This is a genomic window from Janthinobacterium sp. PC23-8, from assembly GCF_002250505.1.
In the GTDB taxonomy this organism is placed as follows: domain Bacteria; phylum Pseudomonadota; class Gammaproteobacteria; order Burkholderiales; family Burkholderiaceae_D; genus Janthinobacterium.
The window spans coordinates 822812-845266 of record NZ_NJGY01000003.1; the positions used below are offsets into that span (position 1 = coordinate 822812).

Here is a 22455-nt window from a genome sequence, read left to right on the forward strand (position 1 = left end):
TGTCAAATCAGGGAGTTTAGGCCTCCTTGAGCGACAAAGATACGACGACATTTTCTTATCAGCGAGATCAGCCAGAATACATTGGATTCAGCGGCAAGACCAATCAACGATGCACCACCGGGTAACATCGTCACGTGGCGCGGCATGCGCCGACTCGCCGATATGCAACTTGGGTTTCATCTGGCGTGCGAAAGATATGCATAATCGGAAGAAAGCCGGAGAACGTGGACACGGCGCTGGCGCAATCGTCGGTGACGATGTATGGCCTGGCCGACGCCGGCGTGCAGTCGTCGAGCTTTGGCAACGGCCGCAAGCTCACGCTCAACAGCGGCATCGCCGAGGGCTCGCGCATCGGCTTTCGCGGCGCCGAGGATTTGGGTGGCGGCTACCGCGCGGTGTTCACGCTGGAGGCGCGCGTCGAAATCGACAACGGCACGCAGGCGACCGCGCTGCTGTCGAGTGCTTCGAACCAGAACCTCACGCACGATCTCAGCCAGGCCGGCGCGCCGAACGCCGCCAGATGGATGTCACGCGCTGGGCAGCTCTGGCGCAGCCGTGGCGCATTTCTATCCGCGCTGGTATCGAAGGCCCGCCGGCGGCCCGGAGGGGACATAAGGCATAGGTGTCAAGCCTCGCCCTCTGATAAACACGCTTAACAAATAATCCCGGATTGTCGGCGCAGCCGGGGCCGGCCCGCGCCAACCGGGCAGCGCGCTTACAGCATGCGCTGGAAGACGTCATCCTTGTCCAGCACCAGGTGCTTGAGCCCGGCGATGGCATGCAGCACGATCAGGCCGGCCAGGGTCCAGGCGGCCAGTTCGTGCAATTCGAACCATAGTTCGGCCAGCGCGTGGTCGGGCGCGAACCAGCGTGGCAGCGCCAGGCCGAAGAAGGCCACGCCACTCTTGCTCAGCAGCGCACCGGCCAGGCCGGCCGCCGGTACCAGCAGCATGCCCGCGTACAGCAGGCCGTGGCCCAGGCGCGACAGGCTGCTTTGCCACGGCGCCACGGAAGCGGGCAGGCTTGCCGGCCTGTGGCCCAGGCGCCAGGCGGCGCGTGCGGCGAGCAGCAGCAGAAGCAGCAAGCCCAGCGATTTATGCAGCTGGAAGTACACCTCGCTGCCCGGATCGTCCTCGACCTCCATCATGTACCAGCCCAGGGCCAGCATGGCGGGGATCAGCACGGCCATCAGCCAGTGCAGCAGGCGGGCCGGGGCCGCATAGCGCCAGCCTTGCGTCGTCAAGTTGTGGGTGTTCATGGTGTTTCCTTTTCTGTCAGTTGGGTGGATGAATCGGGTTGGCGCCGCATCAGTCAATGGACCAGATGACGTGCGCGTCGAGCTGCAGGCGTGCCTGGGCCGCCAGCGCCTCGATCTGGGCCGTCTGCGCCGCCAGCGCCGCGCCTGTCGCCTGTCGCCTGCCGGCCAGCGCTTCGGCCAGCGTGCATTCGCCCGCCTGGTAGGCGCGCTGCATCAGTTCGGCCTGGCGGATGGTTTGTTGTTGTATCTCTTGCAATGTAGTCCATATCGCGTGGCTATGCACGCTGTCGCTGGCGGCACGCCGGGCCGCCAGGGCGACGCGCAGCTGCGTTTGTGCCACCTGTTCGCGCGCCATCGAGGCCTTGATGGCCGCCGCCGACCTGTCGGCCGCGCGGCCGGCACCCGGCAGGGGAAACGACAGGCTGACGCCAAATACCCGTTCCTGGCCATCGCGCTCGCGCGCCGCGCGCAGTATCAGCGTCGGGTCGGGCATGGCGTCGCTGGCCAGCCGGCCGGCGCGCATGGCGTACAGGTCCGCTTCCGCCTGGGCCAGCTGCAGTTCGTGGCTATCGTGCCCGATGTGTTCGATGCGCTCGGTCCAGCTCGATACGCTCTGGCCGCCTGCCTGCGGCAGGGGCAGCGAGTCGGCCTGCGGACGCGGCAGGCCGGGGTAGCTGACGGCCAGCAGCGTGAGCGTCTGTTCGCTGCGCTGGCGTGCCTGTTGCAGCAGGGCCAGCACGCGCCGCTGTTCCGTGTCGGCCTGCAGCAAGTCGAGTCTGGCGCCGTCGCCGGCCTGCACGCGGCGCGCGGCAATCGCCTGCAGGCGCTGTGTCACGGCCAGCTGTTCTTCCAGCCGCGCCACGCCGGACAGCTCGCGCAGCGCGTCGAACCAGTCGCGCAGCAGGGCGCGCCCCGCCTCGTGCCAGGCGTCGGCATGCAGCGCGTGCGCCACTGCCAGGCCTTGCTCGCCCAGCGCCTGGTCCTGACTGGCCTTGCCGAACCAGCGCAGGGGCCGCTCCAGCGCCACTTCCTGTTCCAGATAGCGTTCGGCACCGGGCGCGGTGCGCCGGCTGGCTCCCGCGCGCAGCGTCCATTCATAGGGGCCGGCGGCAAGCTTGTCGCGCTCGGCGCCAGCCAGTTGCGTGTTCAGCATCCCCTGACGCAGTGCCGGCAGGTTGGCCAGCACGCGCCGCACCTCGGCTTCGGGCGGCAGCGCGGATGGGGCAACGGGCGCCGCCTGCGCTGCCGCCGCGAACGCCAGCAGCACCAGCGCATGCGCCTTCATGCCAGCCTCCCGTGACACAGTACGGGGTTGATCCAGTAGGCAATGTCGGGCTTGGGCAGCTGTGCCGCCAGTGCCTGCACGAGCAGGCGCAGGTCGGTGTCGATGCCGGCGATCAGGACCAGCTTGCGCCGTCCACGTCCCCATACCTGCTCCATGCTGGAAATGAACGCTGTGCCCGGTCCCATGCCATGGGCGTCGAGTACGGAAAAGCCGGCCGCCCAGGCCGGGTGCAGCAGCAGGAAGTCGAGCACGTCTTCTTCAAGGGCGGCAGGGATGGCCAGGGTCAGCATGGCGTCGTAGTGGGCTTGGTCAGGGTGCTGCATGGATAGCTCCGGTCAGGGGGAGAACAGGGACAGATGGCCGCGCCACGCCGTAGCGGCGGAACAGCAGGGGCAGCAGCACGAGGGTCAGCACGGTGGCGCTGAGCAGGCCACCGATGACGACGATGGCCAGCGGTTTCTGGATTTCCGAGCCGGGACCCGAGGCCAGCAACAGCGGCACCAGGCCCAGGCCGGTGATGCAGGCGGTCATCATGACGGGCCGAAAGCGCCGCAAGGCGCCTTGCGATACCAGCTCGCGCAGCGGCACGCCGCGCGCATGCAGGTCGTTGAAGCAGGTGATCATCACCAGGCCATTGAGCACCGCAATGCCCATCAGCGCGATAAAGCCGACCGAGGCGGGCACCGACAGGTACTCGCCCGTCAGGGCCAGCGCATAGACGCCGCCGGTCAGCGCGAACGGGATATTGACCAGTACCAGCATGGTTTGCCGGATGCTGCGCAAGGTACAGAACAGCAGCAGGAAGATCAGCGCCAGCGCGACAGGCACAACCAGCGCCAGGCGGGCGGCCGCGCGCTGCTGGTTCTCGAACTGGCCGCCCCAGGCGATGCGGTAGCCGGGCGGCAGCGGCACCTGGCGCGCCACCAGCGCCCTGGCTTCATCAACGAAGCCGACCAGATCGCGGCCGCGCACGTTGGCGCGCACCACTACCAGCCGCGAGGCATTTTCACGCTCCACCTTGACGGGGCCGTCGACCGTGCGCAGGCTGGCCACCTGGCTCAGGGCAATCGCGGGGCCATCGGCCATGGGCAGGCGCAGCTGGCGGAACAGCTCGGCCGACAATTGCAACTGCTCGCCGCCGCGCAGCAGCAGCGCCAGCCGCTTGCCGCCTTCGATGACGATGCCTGCCTGGCGCCCTTCGATAAGGGTGCGCAAATCGCCCTGGATCTGTTCCACGGACAGGCCCAGGCGGGCGGCCGCCACGCGGTCGATATCGACTTGCAGGTATTGCACGCCCGAGTTTTGCGTGGTCAGCACATCCTCGCTGCCGGCCAGCGTTTGCAACTGGGCCACGATGCGCGCGGCCAGCGCGCCCAGCGCCTTGTTGTCCGGACCGTAGATCTTGACGGCGACGTCGCCGCGCACGCCGGACAGCATTTCCGAGGTACGCATCTCGATGGGCTGGGTAAAGCTGATATTGACGCCTGGGAAGCTTGCCGTGGCCGCGCGCAAGGCATCGATCAGCGCTTCCTTGTCCGCGCTGCGCCATTGCGCGCGCGGCTTGAGCACGAGGAAGGAGTCGGTTTCGTTCAGGCCCATGGGATCGAGTCCCAGTTCATCCGACCCCAGGCGCGCCACGATGCGTTGCACCTCGGGCACCTGCTCGAGGATGCGGCGCTGTATGGACTGGTCCAGGCGCGCCGATTCCTGCAAGTTCACGGATGGCAGTTTTTCGATCTGCATGATGATGTCGCCTTCGTCCAGCGCAGGCATGAACGATTTGCCCACGTGCAGGAAGACGCCGGCGGCCAGCAGCAGGGCCGCCACGGCCACGCCGCCCACCAGGCGCTCGCGGCGCAGGGCGCGTGCAAGCAGGGCCAGGTAGGCCGCTTCCATCTTCTGCACCAGGCGCGGCGTGCCCGCGTGGCGCTCGGACAGCAGCAGCGAGGCGAGCACGGGAATGACGGTCAGCGACAGCAGCAGCGAGGCGGCCAGCGCGAACAGGATGGTCAGCGCCACGGGAGCGAATAGCTTGCCTTCCAGTCCCTGCAGGGTCAGCAGCGGCAGGAAGACGATCATGATCACCAGCATGCCGGCGCTCACGGGCAGGGCAACCTCGCGCACGGCCCGGTAGATGCGGTGCAGGCGCGGCATGCCCGCTTGTGCGTGGGCGCCATGGGCCTCGATGTTTTCCACCACCACCACGGCCGCATCGACCAGCATGCCGATGGCGATGGCCAGGCCGCCCAGCGACATCAGGTTGGCGCTCAGTCCATACGCCTGCATCAGCAGGAAGGTGCCCAGCGCCGCCAGCGGCAGGATGCACGCGACCACCAGCGCCGAGCGCAGGTTGCCCAGAAAAACATACAGCAGCACGATCACCAGCACGGTGGCTTCGGCCAGTGCACCCGTGACGCTGGCCACGGCCCGCTCCACCAGCTTGCCGCGGTCGTAAAAGGTGCTGATGCGGGTCCCGCTGGGCAGGCTGGGGGCCAGCGCGTCGAGGCGTGCACGCACCTGCTGCACCACTTGCTGCGCATTGGCACCGCGCATGGCCAGCACCAGCGCCTGCACGGCTTCGCCGCGCCCGTCCTCGGTGACGGCGCCGTAGCGCGTCAACTGGCCGATGCGCACCGTGGCCACCTGGCCGACGTTTACCGCCATGTCGCCGCGCCGGGCGATGCCGATGGCGCGCACGTCGGCCAGCGTGCGGATGCCCGCGTCGCTGCGGATCAGCAGCGCCTCTTCGCCGCTGCCCAGGCGGCCTGCGCCATCGCTGCGGTTGTTCGCTTCCAGTGCCTGCTGCAGTTGGGCCAGTGACAGGCCGCGCGCGGCCAGCGCGGCCAGGTCGGGCACCACTTCGAAGCTGCGCACCATGCCGCCGAGCGAATTGACATCGGCCACGCCGGCGATGTTGCGCAGCTGGGGGCGGATGGTCCATTCGAGCAGCGTGCGTTTTTCCATCAGGCTCAATGGTCCCTCGATGGTGAACATGAAGACTTCGCCCAGCGGCGTGGTGATCGGCGCCAGGGTGCCGCTGACGGAGGCGGGCAAGTCCTTCAGCACCGTGGCCAGCCGTTCGCTCACTTGCTGGCGCGCCCAGAAGACGTCGGTGCCTTCCTGGAAGTCCAGCGTGATGTCGGCGATCGCATATTTGGACTGCGAGCGCAGTACGGCCTGGCGCGCAATGCCCAGCAGTTCCTGCTCGATGGGGGCGACGATGCGTGCCTCGACTTCTTCCGGCGTCATGCCGGGTGCCTTGAGGATCAGCTTGACCTGGGTGCCGGAGATATCGGGAAAGGCATCGATGGGCAACGTGCGGAAGGCTTGCACGCCGGCCACCGCCATCAGCGCGGCCAGCAGCAGCACCAGCAGACGCTGCGACAGCGACAGGGCGATCAGGCGGGCCAGCATCACTTGGCTCCCTGGCCGGGTGCATCCGACGCCGGCCCCAGGCCGCTCCAGCTACCCTTGAGGGCCGCCAGGCCGCGCACGGCCACTGCGTCGCCCGCAGACAGTGCGCCGCGCACCCAGGCCATGCCGCCGCCGGCTGGCGTGGCCTGCACGGGAGTGACCGCGAAGCCCCTGGCGTTGGCGACAAAGACGTAGTCCTGCTGCGAGTCCTGCCGCGCATCGCCCGTGCCGCGCACCAGCGCCACGGCCGGTACGGCCACGCCGCCGACCCAGCCGACCCAGCCGACCCCGCCCGCCTGCTGCGCCGGGCGCAGCAGGCGCGCCTCGACAAAGGCATTCACCTTCAGGCACGGCTCCTGTCCCACCTGTTGCGCACGCAGTTGCGCGCTTTGCGTGGCGGCGTCGACGACGGGGGAGATGGCCGTCACGCGCAGTTTGGCACAGCCGTCCACCTGCAGCAGGTCGCCCACGCGCAGCAGCGGCAATTGTGCGCGCGTCGCCTGCAACTGCACCCACAGGGGCCCGCTGGCGGCCAGGCGCGCCAGCAGCGCACCCGCTTCGACGTGTTGCCCCGCCTCGACCGGCAAGGCCAGCACGGTGCCGGCCCGGCTGGCGCGCACCGTCAGCAGCGGCGACAGCGTGCGTTGCTCGCGCAGGCGCCGCAGCGCGACGCCATCGAGGCCGGCGCTGCGCAGCGCCTGTTCGCGTTCGCTCGCTGCCAGCGTGGCCAGTTGCGCCGCATCGCCGCTTTCATCGAGACGGGCACGGGCGATAATGCCGTCGCCGTACAGCCCTTCGTCGCGCGCCAGCCTGGCATGGGCCAGTCGCGCCGCGCTGCTCTTTTCGAGGTAGGCCCGCTGCCACTCCAGCCAACTTTGGCTGTACAGGGTCAGCATCGGCATGCCGGCGCGCACCTGCTGCAGTGGCGTCACGTGCACCTGCTGCACCGTGCCCTCAAGTACGGCGCTGGCCACGGCGCCGGCGCCCGGCGGCGCCACCACGGTGCCCGACAGGTACTGGTCGTTGCCTGCCGGCGCTCCCTCGCCGGGAAGCGTTGTGACGGCAGGCGTGGTGGCGATGCCGGCACGGCTGATTTGCTGCGGGCTCAGGTGCAGTTGCTGCGGTGCGGCGGCCGACCATAGCGGCCAGCCGAGCAGGGCCAGTATTGTCCAGCAAGGCTGGCAGCGGTTAAGATGGGACGAAGCGGGCATGGGAGGCAGCCGGAAGTGGAAGATGGAACGATGGTGGCCAGCAGATGTTAAGAAGTTCTTAATGTCCGGCGCCTACGCTGCCAGCATGAAATCTCGGATACGACAGCCAGACAGGACAGGCCACGATGCGCATATTGCTGACAGAAGACGACCCTCAGCTGGGGCGGGCCACGCAGATGGGGCTGGAGCAGGCCGGCTATGCGGTCGACTGGGTGCAGTCGGCCGAAAGCGCGCATACGGCCGTGCGGCTGCACCGCTATGGCTGCCTGTTGCTCGACCTGGCCCTGCCGGGCGAGGATGGCATGCAGGCGCTGGCGACCTTGCGCCACGGCGGTTACGAGGGGGCGATCCTGATCGTCACGGCGCGCGACCAGATCGTCGACCGCGTGGCGGGCCTGGACGCCGGAGCGGACGACTTCATCGTCAAGCCCTTCGACCTCGATGAGCTGGCGGCGCGCATGCGCAGCGCCTGCCGCCGCGCGGCCGGGCGTACGCGCGAAGAACTCGTGCATGGCGATCTGGTGATCGATATCGCTGCGCGTCAGGTGCGCCAGGCAGGGGTGGCGGTGCCGTTGACGGGCAAGGAGTTCAGCATCCTGCTGATGCTGGTCGAGCAGCGCGGGCGCATACTGAGCCGCGCGCAGCTGGAAGAGGGCGTCTACAGCTGGGGCGAGGAAATCGACAGCAACGCGCTGCAGGTGCATATCCACCATTTGCGGCGCAAGCTGGGCAAGACGCTGATCCGCACCGTGCACGCGATCGGCTACAGCATCGACCAGCCGGACACGCAGGCCTGCCCATGACGGCGCGCCTGGCCACCGCCGGCGCCTGGTCGCTGCGGCGCACCTTGCTGGCCGTGCTGCTGGGGCTGACGTTGACGCTATGGGGCTTCAGCGCCGCCATCGTGTACCTGGAAGCGGGGCGCGAAAGCCAGGAGCTGTTCGACCAGTCGCTGGCCGAGACCGGGCATTTGCTGCTGTCGCTGGCCGAGCACGAGGTGCGCGAGCATGGCCCGAGCAGCGCGCTGGTGATGCCGGTGGCGCAGAACCGCAATCATCGCCCGTATCTGCTGTTCCAGGTGTGGGATGCGCGCCAGCGCCTGCTGTACCGCAATGCCGGCGCGCCGGAGCAGGCGTTCGCCGCGCCGGCCGATGTCGGCTACAGCTGGCGCGAGCACGATGGCCGCCTGTGGCGCATCTACTCAAGCTGGAATCCCGACGCGCAGTTGCAGATCCAGGTGGCCGAACCGGCCAGCCACCGCCAGGAAATCGGCAACCGCTTCGCCGTCAAGCTGCTGGCGATCGGCTTGCCGATGGCGGCTTTGGCGGCGCTGGCCATCTGGTGGAGCATCAACCGCGTGTTTCGCACCCTGCGTCGCTCGGCCGATGAAGTGGCGCTGCGCACGCCCGACGATCTGGCCGGTGTCAGCGTGACGGGCGCTCCGATGGAAGTGCAGCCGCTGCTGCAGGCGATCAACCGCCTGTTTCTGCGCGTACGCCAGACGCGCGAGCAGGAACAGCGCTTCACGGCCGATGCCGCGCATGAGCTGCGCACGCCGCTGGCGGCCATCAAGACCAATCTGCAGGTGATCGGGCGGGCGCGCAGCGATGCCGAGCGCAGCGAGGCCATCACGGGCCTGGGCCTGAGTGTGGAGCGTGCCACGCGCCTGGTGGGGCAGTTGCTGACCTTGTCCCGGCTCGACCCGCAGTCGCAGCCTGCACCCGAGCTGCCGGTGCTCGATATGGCCGCCGTGCTGGCCGAACAGCTGCCCGGCTGGATGGCGCAGGCGCGGCGCCACGATCTGCGGCTGCAGACGGACTTGGCCATGGCACCGTGCCGCCTGCAGCCGGACCATGTGCTGATCCTGGCGCGCAATCTGATGGACAATGCCATGCGCTACACCCCGGCCGGCGGCACGCTGGCGCTGGCATGCCGCGTCGATGCCGATGGCGTGCTGCTGCGCGTGAGCGATACGGGGCCAGGCATCGCCGAGCATCTGCGCGAGCGCGTGTTCGAACGTTTTTTTCGCGCCGCTGGCGCGCACCAGCCAGGCAGCGGCCTGGGTTTGTCGATCGTGCGGCGCATCGCCGACACGCATGGCGCCAGCGTGCAGCTGGCCGCCGGGCCGGATGGCACGGGCCTGGTGGTGACCGTGCGTTTTCCGGCGCCCGCCGGGGCGCCACTTCATGAGTAAAGAGGATACAACATGCCATTGCGACACCGTGAGTTTCACCAGTTGGGCAATATGGGCTGGCTGCGCGCCGCCGTACTGGGCGCCAATGACGGCATCGTCTCGACGGCCAGCCTGCTGCTGGGGGTGATCGCGGCGCACGCCACGCATCAAAGCATTCTGGTCGCTGGCGTGGCCGCTCTGGTGGCGGGCGCCATGTCGATGGCCACCGGTGAATATGTCTCGGTGCAGTCGCAGGCCGATACGGAGCAGGCGGCGCTGGCGCGCGAAGGCGGCGAGCTGCACGACGATCCGACTGGGGAGCTGCGCGAACTGACGCATATTTACATGGAACGCGGCCTGGCGCCGGCGCTGGCCGAACAGGTGGCGATGGCCTTGATGGCCCACGACGCCATCGGCGCCCACGCGCGCGACGAGCTGGGCATTACGGACAGCATGCGCGCGCGGCCGCTGCAGGCGGCACTCGCATCCGCGCTCAGTTTTGCCGTCGGCGCTGCGCTGCCGCTGCTGGTGGCGCTGCTGGCACCGATGCCGGTGCTGGCGCCCGCGATTGTCATCGCCTCGCTGCTGTCGCTTGCGCTGCTCGGTGCGCTCGCTGCCAGGGCTGGCGGCGCGCGCGTGGGCCGTGGCATGCTGAGGGTGGTGTTCTGGAGCGCGCTGTCGATGGCGGCGACAGCCGGCATCGGCGCCTTGTTCGGCGCCAGCGTGGGCTGAGTTCGTCAAGGTACTGCGTTCCCGAGCGGTTTGGAGCTGAGTATGGCTGAGAAATCAGGTAGTTAGCGGTGTTTTTGATAATCGATTAGGTGCATTTGCTGATCGTGTATCACCTCCAATTTGGTCTGGTAGCCTGGCGAACGCGATGCAACCTAGAGCCGCTGCGATTGGCATATTGGTTGAACATAAAAACGTGAAGATCGCTGCGGTGGCAAAATCAATGTATGAAAGAATTGCGAATCGAATCGAGCGCGAAAAGGAGCGTAAACAGCGACAGGATGAGGGCCGCGAACAGCGCTTTGAGTGACGGCGCTTTATTTGGGCTACTTATTAAATGTGAAACTGATGGCCGTTGGTGACGGGACTGATCATCAATGGCTCTTGTCATTTTTCAGATCGTTGCAAAGTCGCCGCGATTTTGCGCCAGCTTCACGCGTGATGCCCAAGCGCCGGCAACGGCGTCACCGTCACCTGCACCTGCACCTGCACATCGAGCTCCTGCTGCCCGCCGCCCAGCACGATGCCGCGCATCGGCGTGACGTCGCTGAAGTCGCGGCCCCATCCCAGAGTGATGTGTTCGAGGACCGGGGTCAGATCCTAATGCCGTTCAGTTAAGCTGTCTGATGCATTGAATGCGTAAGGCCTAAAAACGTAGAAACGGCGGGCCGGAGACGCGAGCCCGAGAAAATGCCGATGGCTGCGTTGCAGCTCCTAGCCGTACATGCGTACTGTCTTCGTCGCTGCGCCTTGCCCTCGACATTTTTCGGACCCGCTTGGCCCGGTGGGCCTGTGCTGGAGACCGAGGCCTCAATCCGTTTCGCGGGTTTCCTGGCAGCGTAGGCGCGCTAACTGAACGGCATTAGGGTCAGATCCGCCATTCGTGCACGATCTCGGCGCAGACCCGCCCAGTTGACTCTGGTCGCACTGGCGGATCGCCCCGGTGTATGGACAAGCGACTGCCGCGCAACGGCAGGCTCAGGCATCTGGCCGCGCCCGCGCGGACTTCTCGCGCGCTGCATCGCGCAAATGCAGGCGTATGAAATCGGCGGCAGCTTCCTGCCGGGAAGTCAGTAACAGCTCGATCAGGTCCAGATGCTCACGGCAGCGTCGGGCTGCAGCGATGCGGTCGACCGACTTGCGGTATTCCATCAGGCGCCGCAGGCTGTTCAATCGTTTCAGGGATTCGACAATAAAGGCATTGCCCGAACATTCGGCAATCGTCTCGTGGAGCAGAATGTTGGCGTTGAACAGGTCGGCGGCCGAGACCACGTTGATGTTGTCGAGCAGTTCACGTTGTTGTGCTTCGCAGCGCCTGAGCGCCGGTTCGTTGACGCGGAACGTCGGTTCGAGGATGCCAGCCGCTTCGATCAGTATGCGGAAGCGGTAGCTCTGATCGTAGGTATCGGCCGAGGTGAGCACGGGGCGAAATTGCCAGCCGTGGCCAGGCAGGCGCTCGATCCATCCCTCTTGCGACATTCGCCGCAACACCGCAGCGAGCTGGCCGCGCGTGACGTCGTAGCGCCGCGCGAATTCATTTTCCGTTACCCGCTCTGGCAAATTGCCGGCCAGACGGTCTTCTGCAATGGCGAAGTAGGTCTGCTCGATCGGATCTGGCGGCGCAGGCAGCTCTGTGGACTCGTGCCCGAGGGCAGTGCCAGCGCTCGAAACGACATAGCCGCCGTCTGCATGCCCCTCGATGATGCCCTCATCGGCAAGGCGCTTGAGCGCCTCTCGGACTGGAGAACGCGACACCCGGAAGCGTTCCGCCAGTGCGCGCTCGGTCAGCCGGGCGCCTGCCTGCAGGTGCTCGGCCCCGATGTAATGCTTGATATGGACAAGCAGCGAATCAGAGATGCGTCGGGGCATACGGAGTGGTTGGGCAGGTGATGGACATGGCGTCATTCTAGCGTAGACGCGGGGTTCGCCCGGGGGTGGTCAGAACTTAAAAATGCGCGACGTGCTCCGTGCCGCAGCTTCGGCGCGACCTGGCGTGATTGGAATGCCGCTCATCTCGAACATCATGATTGTCATTGCCTTGGGCTGGTTTTAGTGGTCTTTTGATTTGGTATAGTACCAGACTGTCCTTGTGCACAATGGCATTCTATTCAGCAAAAACGCCAGATAAAGCCAGTATCTGGTATTTTTTGAAGCGATGCTACACGTAAAAAACCATTTGACTTGGTATTTTATGCGTATATTATGCCAAACAGCTGTTTGCTTGCCAGCAAGCCGATCACTACAACAACAAAGACAATCACGAGACTAAGGAAGGCTGCAATGCACTTGAACCGTGCGATTGCGCGCGACGCCTACTGGCTGACCGCAGACAAACGCCGTGAGCTGCTCGTTATGCTGGAACAAGAGCCACGCGAGAAGCCCGTTTCTTTATTTGGCTTGATGGCCTGAACCCCCAGTGATAAGGAATCACCGATGATTATTTCTACCAATCCAGCCAATGGCACCGTCCTCGCGCAGTTCGACGAACATACCGAAGCCCAGGTCGAACGGATGTTGCATGATGCGGTCCAGGCGCAGCGCGAGTGGGCTCAACAACCAATGGCGGCCCGCGCCGCTGTCCTCACTACTCTGGCCGTTGTTCTGCGCGAACGCAAGGCGCAGTATGCGCGCTTGATCACCAGCGAAATGGGCAAGCCACTGGCCGAGGCCGAAGGCGAGATCGAGAAATGCGCCTGGACCTGCGAACACTTTGCGCAGCATGGTCCCGGCTATCTCGCCGACACCCCGGTCGCCAGCAGCGGCAGCGACAGCTACGTGGTCTACGATCCGCTCGGCGTAGTGTTGGCGATCATGCCCTGGAACTATCCGTTCTGGCAGTTCATCCGATTTGCCGCGCCGGGCCTGATGGCTGGCAATGGCAGCATTCTGAAGCATGCCAACAATGTGCCGCAATGTGCGCTGGCGTTGCAGCAGGCTCTGCTCGACGCGGGCGTGCCGGCCGGCTTGATGCCCACGGTCCTGATCGAGGCCGGCCGCGTGAAGGCCCTGATCGACGATCCGCGCATCGCTGCAGTGACGCTCACCGGTTCGACCGCCGTCGGCAAGCTGGTCGCTGCGCAGGCAGGCAGCGTGCTGAAGAAGCAGGTGCTGGAGTTGGGCGGCTCCGATCCCTTCATCGTGCTTGCCGATGCCGATATCGCCACCGCTGCCAGGACCGCAGTCAAGGCGCGCTTCGGCAATGCCGGCCAGAGTTGTATTTCGTCGAAGCGCCTGATCGTCGAAGAATCGGTGGCCGATGCCTTTGTGGAAGCCTTTGTCGCACACACGCGCGAACTGGTGGTCGGTGATCCGATGGCTCCGAGCACCACCATTGGCCCGCTCGCGCGCCCCAGCCTGGTAGCCGATCTCGACGACCAGGTCCAGCGCTCGATCGCTGCCGGCGCCCGCTTGCTGGTGGGCGGAACCAGGCGTGCCGGCGCCGGATGCTTTTACGAACCCACGGTGCTTGACCACGTTACCCCCGAGATGGCTGCCGCCGTCGAGGAAACGTTTGGACCCGCTGCGGCGATTCTCCGTGTCAAGGATGTGGAGGCGGCGATCGCACTTGCGAATGCTACCGAGTTCGGCCTCAGTGCCGCACTTTGGACAGCGGATATTGTGCGTGCCCGTACCTTGGTGCGCCGCATCGAGGCCGGCGCTGTTTTCGTCAATGGCCTGGTGGCATCCGATGCGCGCTTGCCGTTCGGCGGCATCAAGCATTCCGGCTACGGCCGCGAACTGGGCCAGGCCGGCGCGCGCGAATTTACCAATATGAAAACTGTGTGGATCGGGCCGGCACGCTGATCCCGCGCCAAGGAGAAACCATGTACCCCATCAAGACCCCATCGGGCGCCAAGCTGCTTCGTCCCGCCGAACTGCCCCATCACAATCGCGGCGGCGGCGCCCGCACCATCTCGCTGGTTTCGCCAGCGCTCGGCGCCACCACTTTCATTTCGGGAATCACGCAATTCGATCCGGGAACCGTGATCCCTTTTCACAGCCACAACTGCGAGGAAAGCGTGGTCCTGCTGGAAGGCGACGCGATCATGGACATCGACGGCCTCGAATATCGGCTCGCGCCGCTCGACACCACCTTCATACCGCCTGACGTGATGCACCGCTTCCGCAACATTTCGGACACCAGGCCGATGAAGATCCTGTGGATCTACGCTTCGCCTGAGGCCACCCGCACGCTGCGCGATACGGGCGAGACGCGCCTGGTTTCGGTCGAGCACGGCAAGAACCCAATTCAAACCTAATTTTTGGAAAACATCATGCATATTCTTGTACTTCCGGGCGATGGCATCGGCCCTGAGATCGTCAACGGCGCCATGCAAGTGCTGGACGCAGCCAACCACGCCTTCAACCTGGGCCTGCGTTTCGATCATGACGAGATCGGCTTCGCCAGCCTCGAAAAGCACGGCACTACGCTGCGCGACGACTTGCTTGAAAAAGCGCGCGGCTACGACGGCATCTTGCTGGGCACGATTTCCCATGCGGACTACCCAAAGCCCGCGCAAGGTGGCGTGAATGTGTCGGCAGCCTTCCGCAGCAAGCTCGATCTGTACGCCAACGTACGTCCGGCACGTACCCGCAGCTTTCTCGAATCGAACATGAAGCCCGGCAAGAGCATGGACCTGGTCATCATGCGCGAGGCGACCGAGGGTTTTTACCCCGACCGCAACATGCACCTTGGCTGGGGCGAAGTCATGCCGACGCCCGATCTGGCGTTGTCGACCCGCAGAATAACCCGTCATTGCAGCGAGCGTATTGCCCGGCGCTCGTTCGAACTGGCGATGAAGCGCAGCAAGAAGGTCACCGCGATCCACAAGGTCAACAGCTTCCACATGACCGATGGCTTGTTCCTCGAAGCCGTGCGGCATGTGGCCAAAGACTTTCCCGAAGTCGAGCTGGACGACATGTTGGTCGATGCCTCCACTGCGCACCTGGTGCGTTCGCCGGAGCGTTTCGATGTGATCGTCACCGAAAACTTCTATGGAGATATTCTCAGCGATCTGGCCAGCGAGCTATCGGGCAGTCTGGGCCTCGCCGGTTCGGTCATGGCCGGCGATCGCCAGTGTTGCGCGCAGGCCCAGCATGGCTCGGCACCGGACATTCAGAACCAGGACAAGGCAAACCCCACGTCGATGATCTTGTCCGCAGGCATGTTGCTGCGCTGGCTAGGTGAACACCACCGCAACGCGGCGCTGCAACAGGCGGGCGACGCCATCGAGACAGCCGTCGACGCCGTCCTGCGCAATCCGGACAGCCGTACTGCCGATCTTGGCGGAACGATGGGGACCCGCGCATTTACCGATGCCGTCGTGTTTGCGTTGACCGCAGTGGCCGGCCAGCCCGTGCGCTGAACCCCTGCCGGGCGAAACCAGCCCGACCCACGGGCTGCGTGCGACATCGTGCGCCGCCCAGGCCGCAAGGGGGCGACGTTCCATGCGATGCGGACGTTGTCCTCCTGACAGGCACCGGTGACCGCGAGATCGATCTGGGCATCAAGCATACTTTTTAACCCGCTGTCTGCCCTGGTAATGTCATGGTGGCGGTGTCATGCGTCAGATCGGGTATCGAAGCGACGTGCGTTGGTCTATCTTCCAGGAAGCGGATCGTCTTGCGCCGGGGTCGCCGCATGGCTATGCCGTTCCGTTTTACATTGCACTTCCTCAACACATATGCAAAGATCAATGATGAACGATCTGGATCGAGTCCCCCCAAGCTTTCTTGAGCACGACGGTGCAAGGCTTCAATTCGTTGACCTTCCGGGACTCTTCGGCGACCTGCTGCTGGAGCTGCCGCTTGTGATGCGCCTGCTGCTCGAGAACATCGTGCGCAACGGCTCAGGCACCGAACGCACCGCTTCGGTGGCGGCCATGTTCGACTGGCTTGAGCACGGCAGCAGCGACGCCGAAATCAGCTTCAAGCCTGGACGGGTGCTGATGCATGACACTACCAGCACCCCCGCGCTGGTCGATATCGCGGCGATGCGCGACACCTTGGCCGAAGCAGGACTGGACCCCACTGTTCTCAATCCTGTCCTGCCGGTTGATGTGTCGGTGGACCACTCGCTGGCGGTGGAATACTTTGCGCAACCGGATGCATCGACGCGCAATTTGCAGCTGGAGTTGCGGCGCAATGAGGAGCGCTACTGCTTCCTGCGCTGGGCATCGAAGGTCATGCGTGGCGTGCGGATTCATCCGCCGGGCACCGGCATCATGCACACGATTAACCTTGAGCAACTGGCGACGGTCGTGCAGACTGAACAGCGTGGGGACGTGCTGTGGGCGGTGCCCGATACCCTGATTGGCACCGATAGCCATACGCCCATGATCAACGGAATCGGCGTGCTGGGATGGGGCGTTGGCGGCCTGGAAGCGCAGACCGTCATGTTTGGCATGCCGACAATGTTGCGTATTCCTGAGGTTATCGGCGTGAATCTCACTGGCTTCCTGGCGGCAGGCGCTAGCGCGACCGATTTGGCGCTGACGGTCACGCATCGGTTGCGTGCGATGGGGGTGTCCGGCGAATTCATCGAGTTTTACGGTCCTGGCGTGAGCACCTTGTCCGCCGGCGAGCGCGCGGTGGTGGCGAACATGGCACCCGAGTATGGTGCCAGTACGGCTTACTTTCCGATCGACGCAAGGACGCTCGACTACCTGCGCGATACCGGCCGCGATTCCAATGCCATAGACCTGGTTGAAGCGTATGCAAAACGCATCGGACTGTGGTTCGATCCGGCGGCGGTGCCGCGCTATAGCCGAATACTGGAGCTGCCGCTCGATCGCATCGGCATGCACGTCGCTGGACCGCGCCGGCCGCAGGATCTGCTTGCGTTCGGCGAAACACGCTCGACGCTGGCCAGCCGCGCTTTCAAACCGGCGCATGCCGACACCGGCATGCCACGTCACCCGGTGGCCATTGCCGCCATCACGAGTTGCACCAACACCTCCGACCCGATGCTGCTGATTGCCGCCGGTCTGGTCGCGCGCCGGGCGCGGGCGCGCGGTTTGACCGTGGCTGCCTGGACCAAGACATCGCTTGGCCCCGGCTCGCCGGCGGCGGCGGATTATCTGCGACGTGCCGGCCTGCTCGAGGACCTGTCGGCGGTTGGATTCGATATCGTTGGATTCGGCTGCACCACCTGCATCGGCAATTCAGGACCGCTCACGGCGCCGATTCAGCAGGCACTGGCGCGCGGCGACATTCATCCCGTTGCGGTCTTGTCGGGGAACCGCAATTTTCCCGGCCGGGTCCATCCCGACCTGGATCTTGCTTTCCTGATGACGCCGTCTCTGGTGATTGCGTTTGCGCTGGCTGGCAACGCGGAGGTCGATCTGAGCGCCGAACCGGTTCAAATTGCGGCTGACGGGACCCCAGTTTTCCTTGCCGATATCTGGCCCAGCCGCGAAGAGATCGCACGCCATGTCGCCTTGGCTGTTCGTCCTGGAGACTACCGGCGCACCTTTGCGCTGGCGAGCGTGAATCCCTCATGGCATGCGCTGCGGGTACCAGACACCGCACTGTTTCCGTGGCATCCTGCTTCAACGGCGCTACGCCGCCCGCCCTTCGCCGCCTTGACCGAAGGCAGCCAGCTCGGACGTTATCTTGCCTATCCTTTGCTGGTGCTGGGCGACGACATAACCACGGACCATATTTCGCCGGCCAGCGCAATTCCGAAAGATAGCTTTGTTGCCGACTTCCTGGTCGGGAAGGGCGATAATCGCGACGATCTGAACGTGTTCGCTTCGCGCCGCGGGAATTGGGAAGTGATGGTGCGCGCTGCGTTTTACAGCAAGACGCTGCGCAATCTGTTGGTTCCGCACGCGCCGCTGGCGCACACCCTGCACGTGCCAAGTGGCACCATGGCGCCGCTGTTCGAGGTGGCCCAGCGCTACCGTGACGCAGGCGAGGCGGTGGTGCTGGTCGCTGGCGAACGCTATGGCACCGGTTCGTCGCGGGACTGGGCGGCCAAGGGCCAGCGCATGCTGGGGATTCGGGCGGTACTGGCGGTCAGCTTCGAACGTATCCACCGATCCAACCTGATCGGCATGGGCATCCTTCCACTGCTGCTGCCGGCCGGCGTGAACCCGGCCACCTTGCACGTCAGGCCGGGCGACAGGATCGAAATCGATGCGCCGGCGATTTCGTTGGCGCCAAGGTGCGCGATCGCAGTCCGGGTGCTGCGTGCCGCAGGGTCTTTTGAAACCTTTGAAGCGACTGCCGCGGTACAAACGCAGCTTGAATCCGAATTGCTGCGCCAGGGTGGCGTGATTCCGTATATCTTGCACAAGACCGTGGCCGACCAGGGCAAGCCGTAGATCATGCTTCAGTTTCGCCCCGCTAACGTTGGACTTATTGTATAAAAAACCTCACTTTTGGAAGAATGCTCCATGACGCCGACACCGAAGATCTGTTCCGCATTTTCCCCGACAGGCAAGCTGCGTGCCTCAATCAATCTCGGCAACCCGATACTGGCATCGAGAACAGCTGATGGTGCGCCGGGCGGGGTGTCGGTCGACCTTGCGCGGGAGTTCGCACGCGTGCTGGGCGCCGAACTGGAACTGGTGGTGTTCGATTCTGCCGGAGAGTCGGTCGAAGCTGTCGCGGCGGAGCAGGCCGACTTCGGTTTCTTCGCGATCGACCCGGTGCGCGGCGTCGACATCGCCTTCACCGCGCCATACGTCTTGATCGAGGGGTTTTATTTGGTCAGGGACGATTCGCCGATCTGCCGCAATGCCCAGGTCGATGCGGCCGGCAACCGCGTGGTGGTGGGCAAGGGCAGCGCCTACGACCTGTTCCTGACGCGCGAACTTGAACAGGCCGAAATTGTCCGCTCGCCGACGTCTCCAACGGTGGTCGCCACCTTTCTGGAAAGCGGCGCCGATGTGGCGGCCGGAGTCAGGCAGCAACTCGAAGCTGATGCCGCACAGCAAGGCGGCCTGCGCCTGCTCGAGCAGCGCTTCATGGTGATACAGCAGGCGATGGGCGTGCCAAAGAGCCGCGGCGCCGAGGCAGCTGCCTTCCTGGCACAGTTTGTCGAGGAAATGAAAGCGAGCGGTTTTGTGGCGAAGGCACTTGCTCGCCACCGTATCATGGGTGCCTCGCTTGCTCCAGCGGCGTAACTGGCCCGGTACTGCCCGGGCAGCCGAGGCAACTGTGCGACGCAAGCATGGCCCCACGGCGTCGGCCCGCGCTGGCCGCGCTGGAAAACCTCGCCCGTGCTGTAATTCACTCCTTCGAATGATCCCGGCCCGCTACGGCGGACCCGACCCTCGTTCCCTTGTGACCCTCGTTCCCTCTCGTGCACAGCCACCCCCCTGATGTACTAAAACAACATTCAATCGCGGGCCCCGCACAGGTGCTTCGACCACCGGAATAGGGCTATCTCGAAGGGGTTTGCCCCCTTTTTTTTCCGAAATTTATCATTTTCCTCTCACCCGGCGCATCGGCACATCGTCATTGCACGATCCCGTTTAGTTTCTTGATAGATATAAATTGTCAAAATTTGCCGTTTGCCGGATGATGATCCGACCATGGGCATCAATAAGAATGTTCAATATCAAAGGGGAAAACTATGCGTAAAATTAATATTTTTTTTTGCTACTGGCCGCCAGCGGGCCTGCGCTCAGCCAGAGCAGCACCACCATTTACGGTATCGCCGACCTCGGCGCACGCTACAGCAACGGCATGAATGCCAGTAACGCCCCGATAGCGTCGGGCAGCACCAGCGCCGTGACGAGCGGCGTCAACAACACCAGCCGCTGGGGTCTGCGCGGCCAGGAAGACCTGGGCAGCGGCTTGCAAGCCATTTTCCAATTGGAAGGCGGTATCAATCTCGATACGGGCAGCGCGGCCAAAGCCGACAAGCTGTTCGACCGCCTGGCGTGGGTGGGAATGAAAAACGCCTACGGCACCATACAGATAGGCCGCCAGACCAACGCCCTGGTCGACGCCCTCACGCCGGCCGACCCGCTGGCCATCCGTTTTGCGTCGTTCAACCCGAACGTCAATGTCGCCGCGCTCAGTAACACGGCCTTCGGCACGCACGCCTTCGGCCAGCAATACGGCACCAGCGGCTACGCGGACAATTTCTACCGCATCGACAACATGATCAAGGTCAGCGGCACGAACGGGCCGCTGCGGGCAGTGGCAGCCTATTCCGTCGGCGAAGTGGCCGACAGTTCAAGCGCCCTGTCCACGCGCGGCGGTGCGTTGATCTACCAGCAAGACGGCCTGGTGCTGTCGGGCGGCGTCACGCGCTTCTACAACCGCGACCGGCTGGCGCTCGACGCGGCCACCATCGGCGCGGCCTTCAAGTTCGGCCGCTGGCAGTTCAAGACCAACTTCGCTGCCAACAAGGCCGACACTGCGGTCAACAAAAGCGTTCACCAGCGTATCGCGTCGGCCGGCATCAGCCACGAGTTGAGCGCCGACCTGCTGCTCACCACCGCTTACTACCGCGTGCGTCGCGAAACGACGGGCAGGCTCGACGACGGCTTCGACCGCGCCTTCATCTTCCTTGAAAAGTCGATGTCCAAGCGCACCACCCTGTATCTCGAATCGGACTTCACGCGCTGGCGCGGCGATGCCGCCGGCAAAACGGGGGCGCTGGACAACGATACGCGCGCCGAAGCCTTGACGCTCGGACTCCTGCACAAATTCTGATGGCGCTGGAAACCGGTCGCCATCCGCGGCAAGAAACACCGTTGTTTAAACGGCATTAAAGGTGAGTATATGAACTGGCAATGGTTTACGAATATGAAGATCGCATACAAGCTGTTGCTTTCTTTTTTGATCATTTTGATCCTGACATTGGCGACCGGCATATTCGGCATTTTGCAAACCGAGCGCCTGAATGCCGCCTCCACCGGCGTGCTTAACAACACCTTGCCCAGCGTGCGCTACGCGTTGCTGATGAAAGCGACACTGAACCGCATGCGGGTATCGGAATTGCAGCACATTCTTTCCAGCGAAGTCAGCGATTTCGACTACTACGAGAAGAGCATCGGGTCACGCACCAAGGAATTTACGGGGTTCGTCGAAAAATTTACTTTATTGGTCGATACCGCCGAAGAAAAACAACTATTCGAGTCGTTGAATCAGTCGTTTGTGGATTATCGGACGGCCAGCAAGAAAGTACTCGCCTTGTCGCGCGCAGGAAATCAGGACGAGGCGCGAAAAGCCATCCGTGGCGATTCCGTGAAATTGTTCCGCAAGGTCAATGACCTCGTCGACAAGCTGGTCGACTTGAGCCAGGAGGAAAGCGCTCGCGCCCTGGTCACCAATGACTATCTGATGTCCTCGTCACGCGGCTGGATCATCGGGATTCTGGCAGCGGCAATGCTCATTAGCGTGACGCTGGCCTTGTTCATCGCAGGCATGATCAGCCGACCGCTGCGAGCCGTGGTCAGCGTCGCTGAAAGAGTCGCCAGCGGCGATCTGACCGCGTCGATGACGGTCGCTTCGACCGACGAGATCGGCCAGTTGCAGCGCGCCATGCAAACCATGACGGCAAGTTTACAGACGCTGGTGGGACAAGTGCGCGGAGGAACGGTCGCGATTAATATCGCGTCGCAAGAAATTGCCAGCGGCAATCTCGATTTGTCGTCGCGCACAGAGCAGCAAGCGGCGTCGCTTGAAGAAACGGCGGCGGCGATGGAAGAACTCACCTCCACCGTCAAGCAGACCGCCGTCAACGCCCTGGAAGCGAACAGCCTGGTCGCCACCGCTGCGGCGGTAGCTGGCCAAGGCGGCGCGGTGGTCAGTGAAGTCATTTCCACCATGAATTCCATCAACGAATCCTCGCGCAAGATCGTCGATATCATCAGCGTCATCGACGGTATCGCCTTCCAGACCAATATCCTGGCGCTGAACGCGGCGGTCGAGGCCGCCCGCGCAGGCGAGCAAGGCCGTGGCTTTGCCGTGGTGGCGAGCGAAGTGCGCAACCTGGCGCAACGCAGTGCCGCTGCCGCGAAGGAAATCAAGGGTTTGATCAATGACTCGGTGGAAAAAGTCGGCGCTGGCAGCAAGTTGGTCGATCAGGCGGGCAGCACGATGGCGGATGTGGTCGCAAGTGTCCGCAAGGTGAGCGATATCGTCAACGAAATCAGCTCCGCCACGCAAGAACAAAGCGGGGGCATCGAGGAAGTTAACATCGCCATCATCAAAATGGACGAGGTTACCCAGCAAAATGCCGCCCTGGTCGAGCAGGCCGCCGCAGCCGCCCAATCCATGCAGGATCAGGCCGCCCAACTGGCGCAGGCCATCAAGGTATTCCGGCTCGATAATGGCCCGGCCTCGAGGAGCGCCAGTCTTTTGATGAAGTGAGGCCGTCGCGCTTGCGTCCCGCGCTTGCGCCTCGCGCTTGCGCCTCGCG

General features: G+C 64.3%; 19 protein-coding genes. 13 read left to right on the top strand and 6 right to left on the bottom strand.

Annotation, left to right across the window (positions count from 1 at the left end; genetic code table 11):
- Positions 1-224 precede the first annotated feature (224 nt).
- Positions 225-656 (top strand): porin, encoded by a 432-nt coding sequence (locus CD932_RS23280; RefSeq protein WP_254926732.1) that lies wholly within the window; start codon positions 225-227, stop codon positions 654-656.
- A 59-nt stretch (positions 657-715) separates the two neighbouring features.
- On the opposite strand, the gene CD932_RS23285 is transcribed toward CD932_RS23280, so the two are convergent.
- Genes CD932_RS23285 through CD932_RS23305 form a run of 5 tightly spaced genes read right to left on the bottom strand, consistent with a single transcriptional unit; the run spans position 716 to position 7168 of the window.
- Entirely contained in the window at positions 716-1258 is a 543-nt protein-coding gene (locus tag CD932_RS23285) for a cytochrome b (RefSeq protein ID WP_094445182.1), read from the bottom strand.
- 49 nt (positions 1259-1307) lie between these two features.
- The gene (locus CD932_RS23290; RefSeq protein WP_094445184.1) at positions 1308-2543 is read right to left on the bottom strand and encodes a TolC family protein; all 1236 of its coding nucleotides are present in this window, start codon (positions 2541-2543) and stop codon (positions 1308-1310) included.
- On the bottom strand, positions 2540-2866 hold the full coding sequence (locus tag CD932_RS23295; protein ID WP_094445186.1) for a DUF3240 family protein: 327 nt from the start codon (positions 2864-2866) through the stop codon (positions 2540-2542). The genes CD932_RS23290 and CD932_RS23295 overlap by 4 nt, the downstream gene beginning before the upstream one ends.
- Positions 2853-5957 carry an efflux RND transporter permease subunit gene (locus CD932_RS23300; protein WP_094445188.1) on the bottom strand — a complete coding sequence of 1035 codons (3105 nt, stop codon included), beginning with the start codon at positions 5955-5957 and terminating at the stop codon, positions 2853-2855. Before CD932_RS23300 ends, CD932_RS23295 begins: the two co-directional genes overlap by 14 nt.
- Entirely contained in the window at positions 5957-7168 is a 1212-nt protein-coding gene (locus tag CD932_RS23305) for an efflux RND transporter periplasmic adaptor subunit (protein WP_254926733.1), read from the bottom strand. The genes CD932_RS23300 and CD932_RS23305 overlap by 1 nt, the downstream gene beginning before the upstream one ends.
- Before the next feature lie 125 nt (positions 7169-7293).
- Between CD932_RS23305 and CD932_RS23310 the strand changes: the two genes are divergently transcribed.
- From CD932_RS23310 to CD932_RS29055, 4 genes are all read left to right on the top strand, one after another.
- Positions 7294-7971 carry a response regulator gene (locus tag CD932_RS23310; RefSeq protein ID WP_094445190.1) on the top strand — a complete coding sequence of 226 codons (678 nt, stop codon included), beginning with the start codon at positions 7294-7296 and terminating at the stop codon, positions 7969-7971.
- The gene (locus CD932_RS23315) at positions 7968-9362 is read left to right on the top strand and encodes an ATP-binding protein (protein ID WP_094445192.1); all 1395 of its coding nucleotides are present in this window, start codon (positions 7968-7970) and stop codon (positions 9360-9362) included. The genes CD932_RS23310 and CD932_RS23315 overlap by 4 nt, the downstream gene beginning before the upstream one ends.
- 12 nt (positions 9363-9374) lie before the next feature.
- A complete protein-coding gene (locus tag CD932_RS23320; protein ID WP_094445194.1) occupies positions 9375-10073 on the top strand; it encodes a VIT1/CCC1 transporter family protein in 699 nt (232 codons plus the stop codon).
- Between the two features lie 145 nt (positions 10074-10218).
- Complete coding sequence (locus CD932_RS29055) at positions 10219-10380, top strand: hypothetical protein (protein ID WP_176461107.1); 162 nt, start codon at positions 10219-10221, stop codon at positions 10378-10380.
- A gap of 668 nt (positions 10381-11048) precedes the next feature.
- Here the strand turns inward: CD932_RS29055 and CD932_RS23325 are convergent.
- Positions 11049-11939, bottom strand: coding sequence for a GntR family transcriptional regulator (locus tag CD932_RS23325; protein WP_094445196.1), 891 nt, complete (start codon positions 11937-11939; stop codon positions 11049-11051).
- Between the two features lie 411 nt (positions 11940-12350).
- Between CD932_RS23325 and CD932_RS29565 the strand changes: the two genes are divergently transcribed.
- From CD932_RS29565 to CD932_RS23360, 8 genes are all read left to right on the top strand, one after another.
- The gene (locus CD932_RS29565; RefSeq protein WP_254926734.1) at positions 12351-12479 is read left to right on the top strand and encodes a hypothetical protein; all 129 of its coding nucleotides are present in this window, start codon (positions 12351-12353) and stop codon (positions 12477-12479) included.
- Between the two features lie 24 nt (positions 12480-12503).
- On the top strand, positions 12504-13874 hold the full coding sequence (locus CD932_RS23330) for an NAD-dependent succinate-semialdehyde dehydrogenase (protein ID WP_094445198.1): 1371 nt from the start codon (positions 12504-12506) through the stop codon (positions 13872-13874).
- Between the two features lie 20 nt (positions 13875-13894).
- Positions 13895-14329, top strand: coding sequence for a cupin domain-containing protein (locus tag CD932_RS23335; protein ID WP_094445357.1), 435 nt, complete (start codon positions 13895-13897; stop codon positions 14327-14329).
- A gap of 15 nt (positions 14330-14344) precedes the next feature.
- Complete coding sequence (locus CD932_RS23340; protein WP_094445200.1) at positions 14345-15436, top strand: isocitrate/isopropylmalate dehydrogenase family protein; 1092 nt, start codon at positions 14345-14347, stop codon at positions 15434-15436.
- A 333-nt stretch (positions 15437-15769) separates the two neighbouring features.
- Positions 15770-18397 (top strand): aconitate hydratase AcnA, encoded by a 2628-nt coding sequence (gene acnA / locus CD932_RS23345; protein WP_094445358.1) that lies wholly within the window; start codon positions 15770-15772, stop codon positions 18395-18397.
- A gap of 72 nt (positions 18398-18469) precedes the next feature.
- Positions 18470-19201, top strand: coding sequence for an ABC transporter substrate-binding protein (locus tag CD932_RS23350; RefSeq protein ID WP_094445202.1), 732 nt, complete (start codon positions 18470-18472; stop codon positions 19199-19201).
- A gap of 475 nt (positions 19202-19676) precedes the next feature.
- Complete coding sequence (locus CD932_RS23355) at positions 19677-20744, top strand: porin (RefSeq protein WP_094445204.1); 1068 nt, start codon at positions 19677-19679, stop codon at positions 20742-20744.
- Positions 20745-20813: 69 nt separating this feature from the next.
- A complete protein-coding gene (locus CD932_RS23360; RefSeq protein WP_094445206.1) occupies positions 20814-22406 on the top strand; it encodes a methyl-accepting chemotaxis protein in 1593 nt (530 codons plus the stop codon).
- Positions 22407-22455 lie beyond the last annotated feature (49 nt).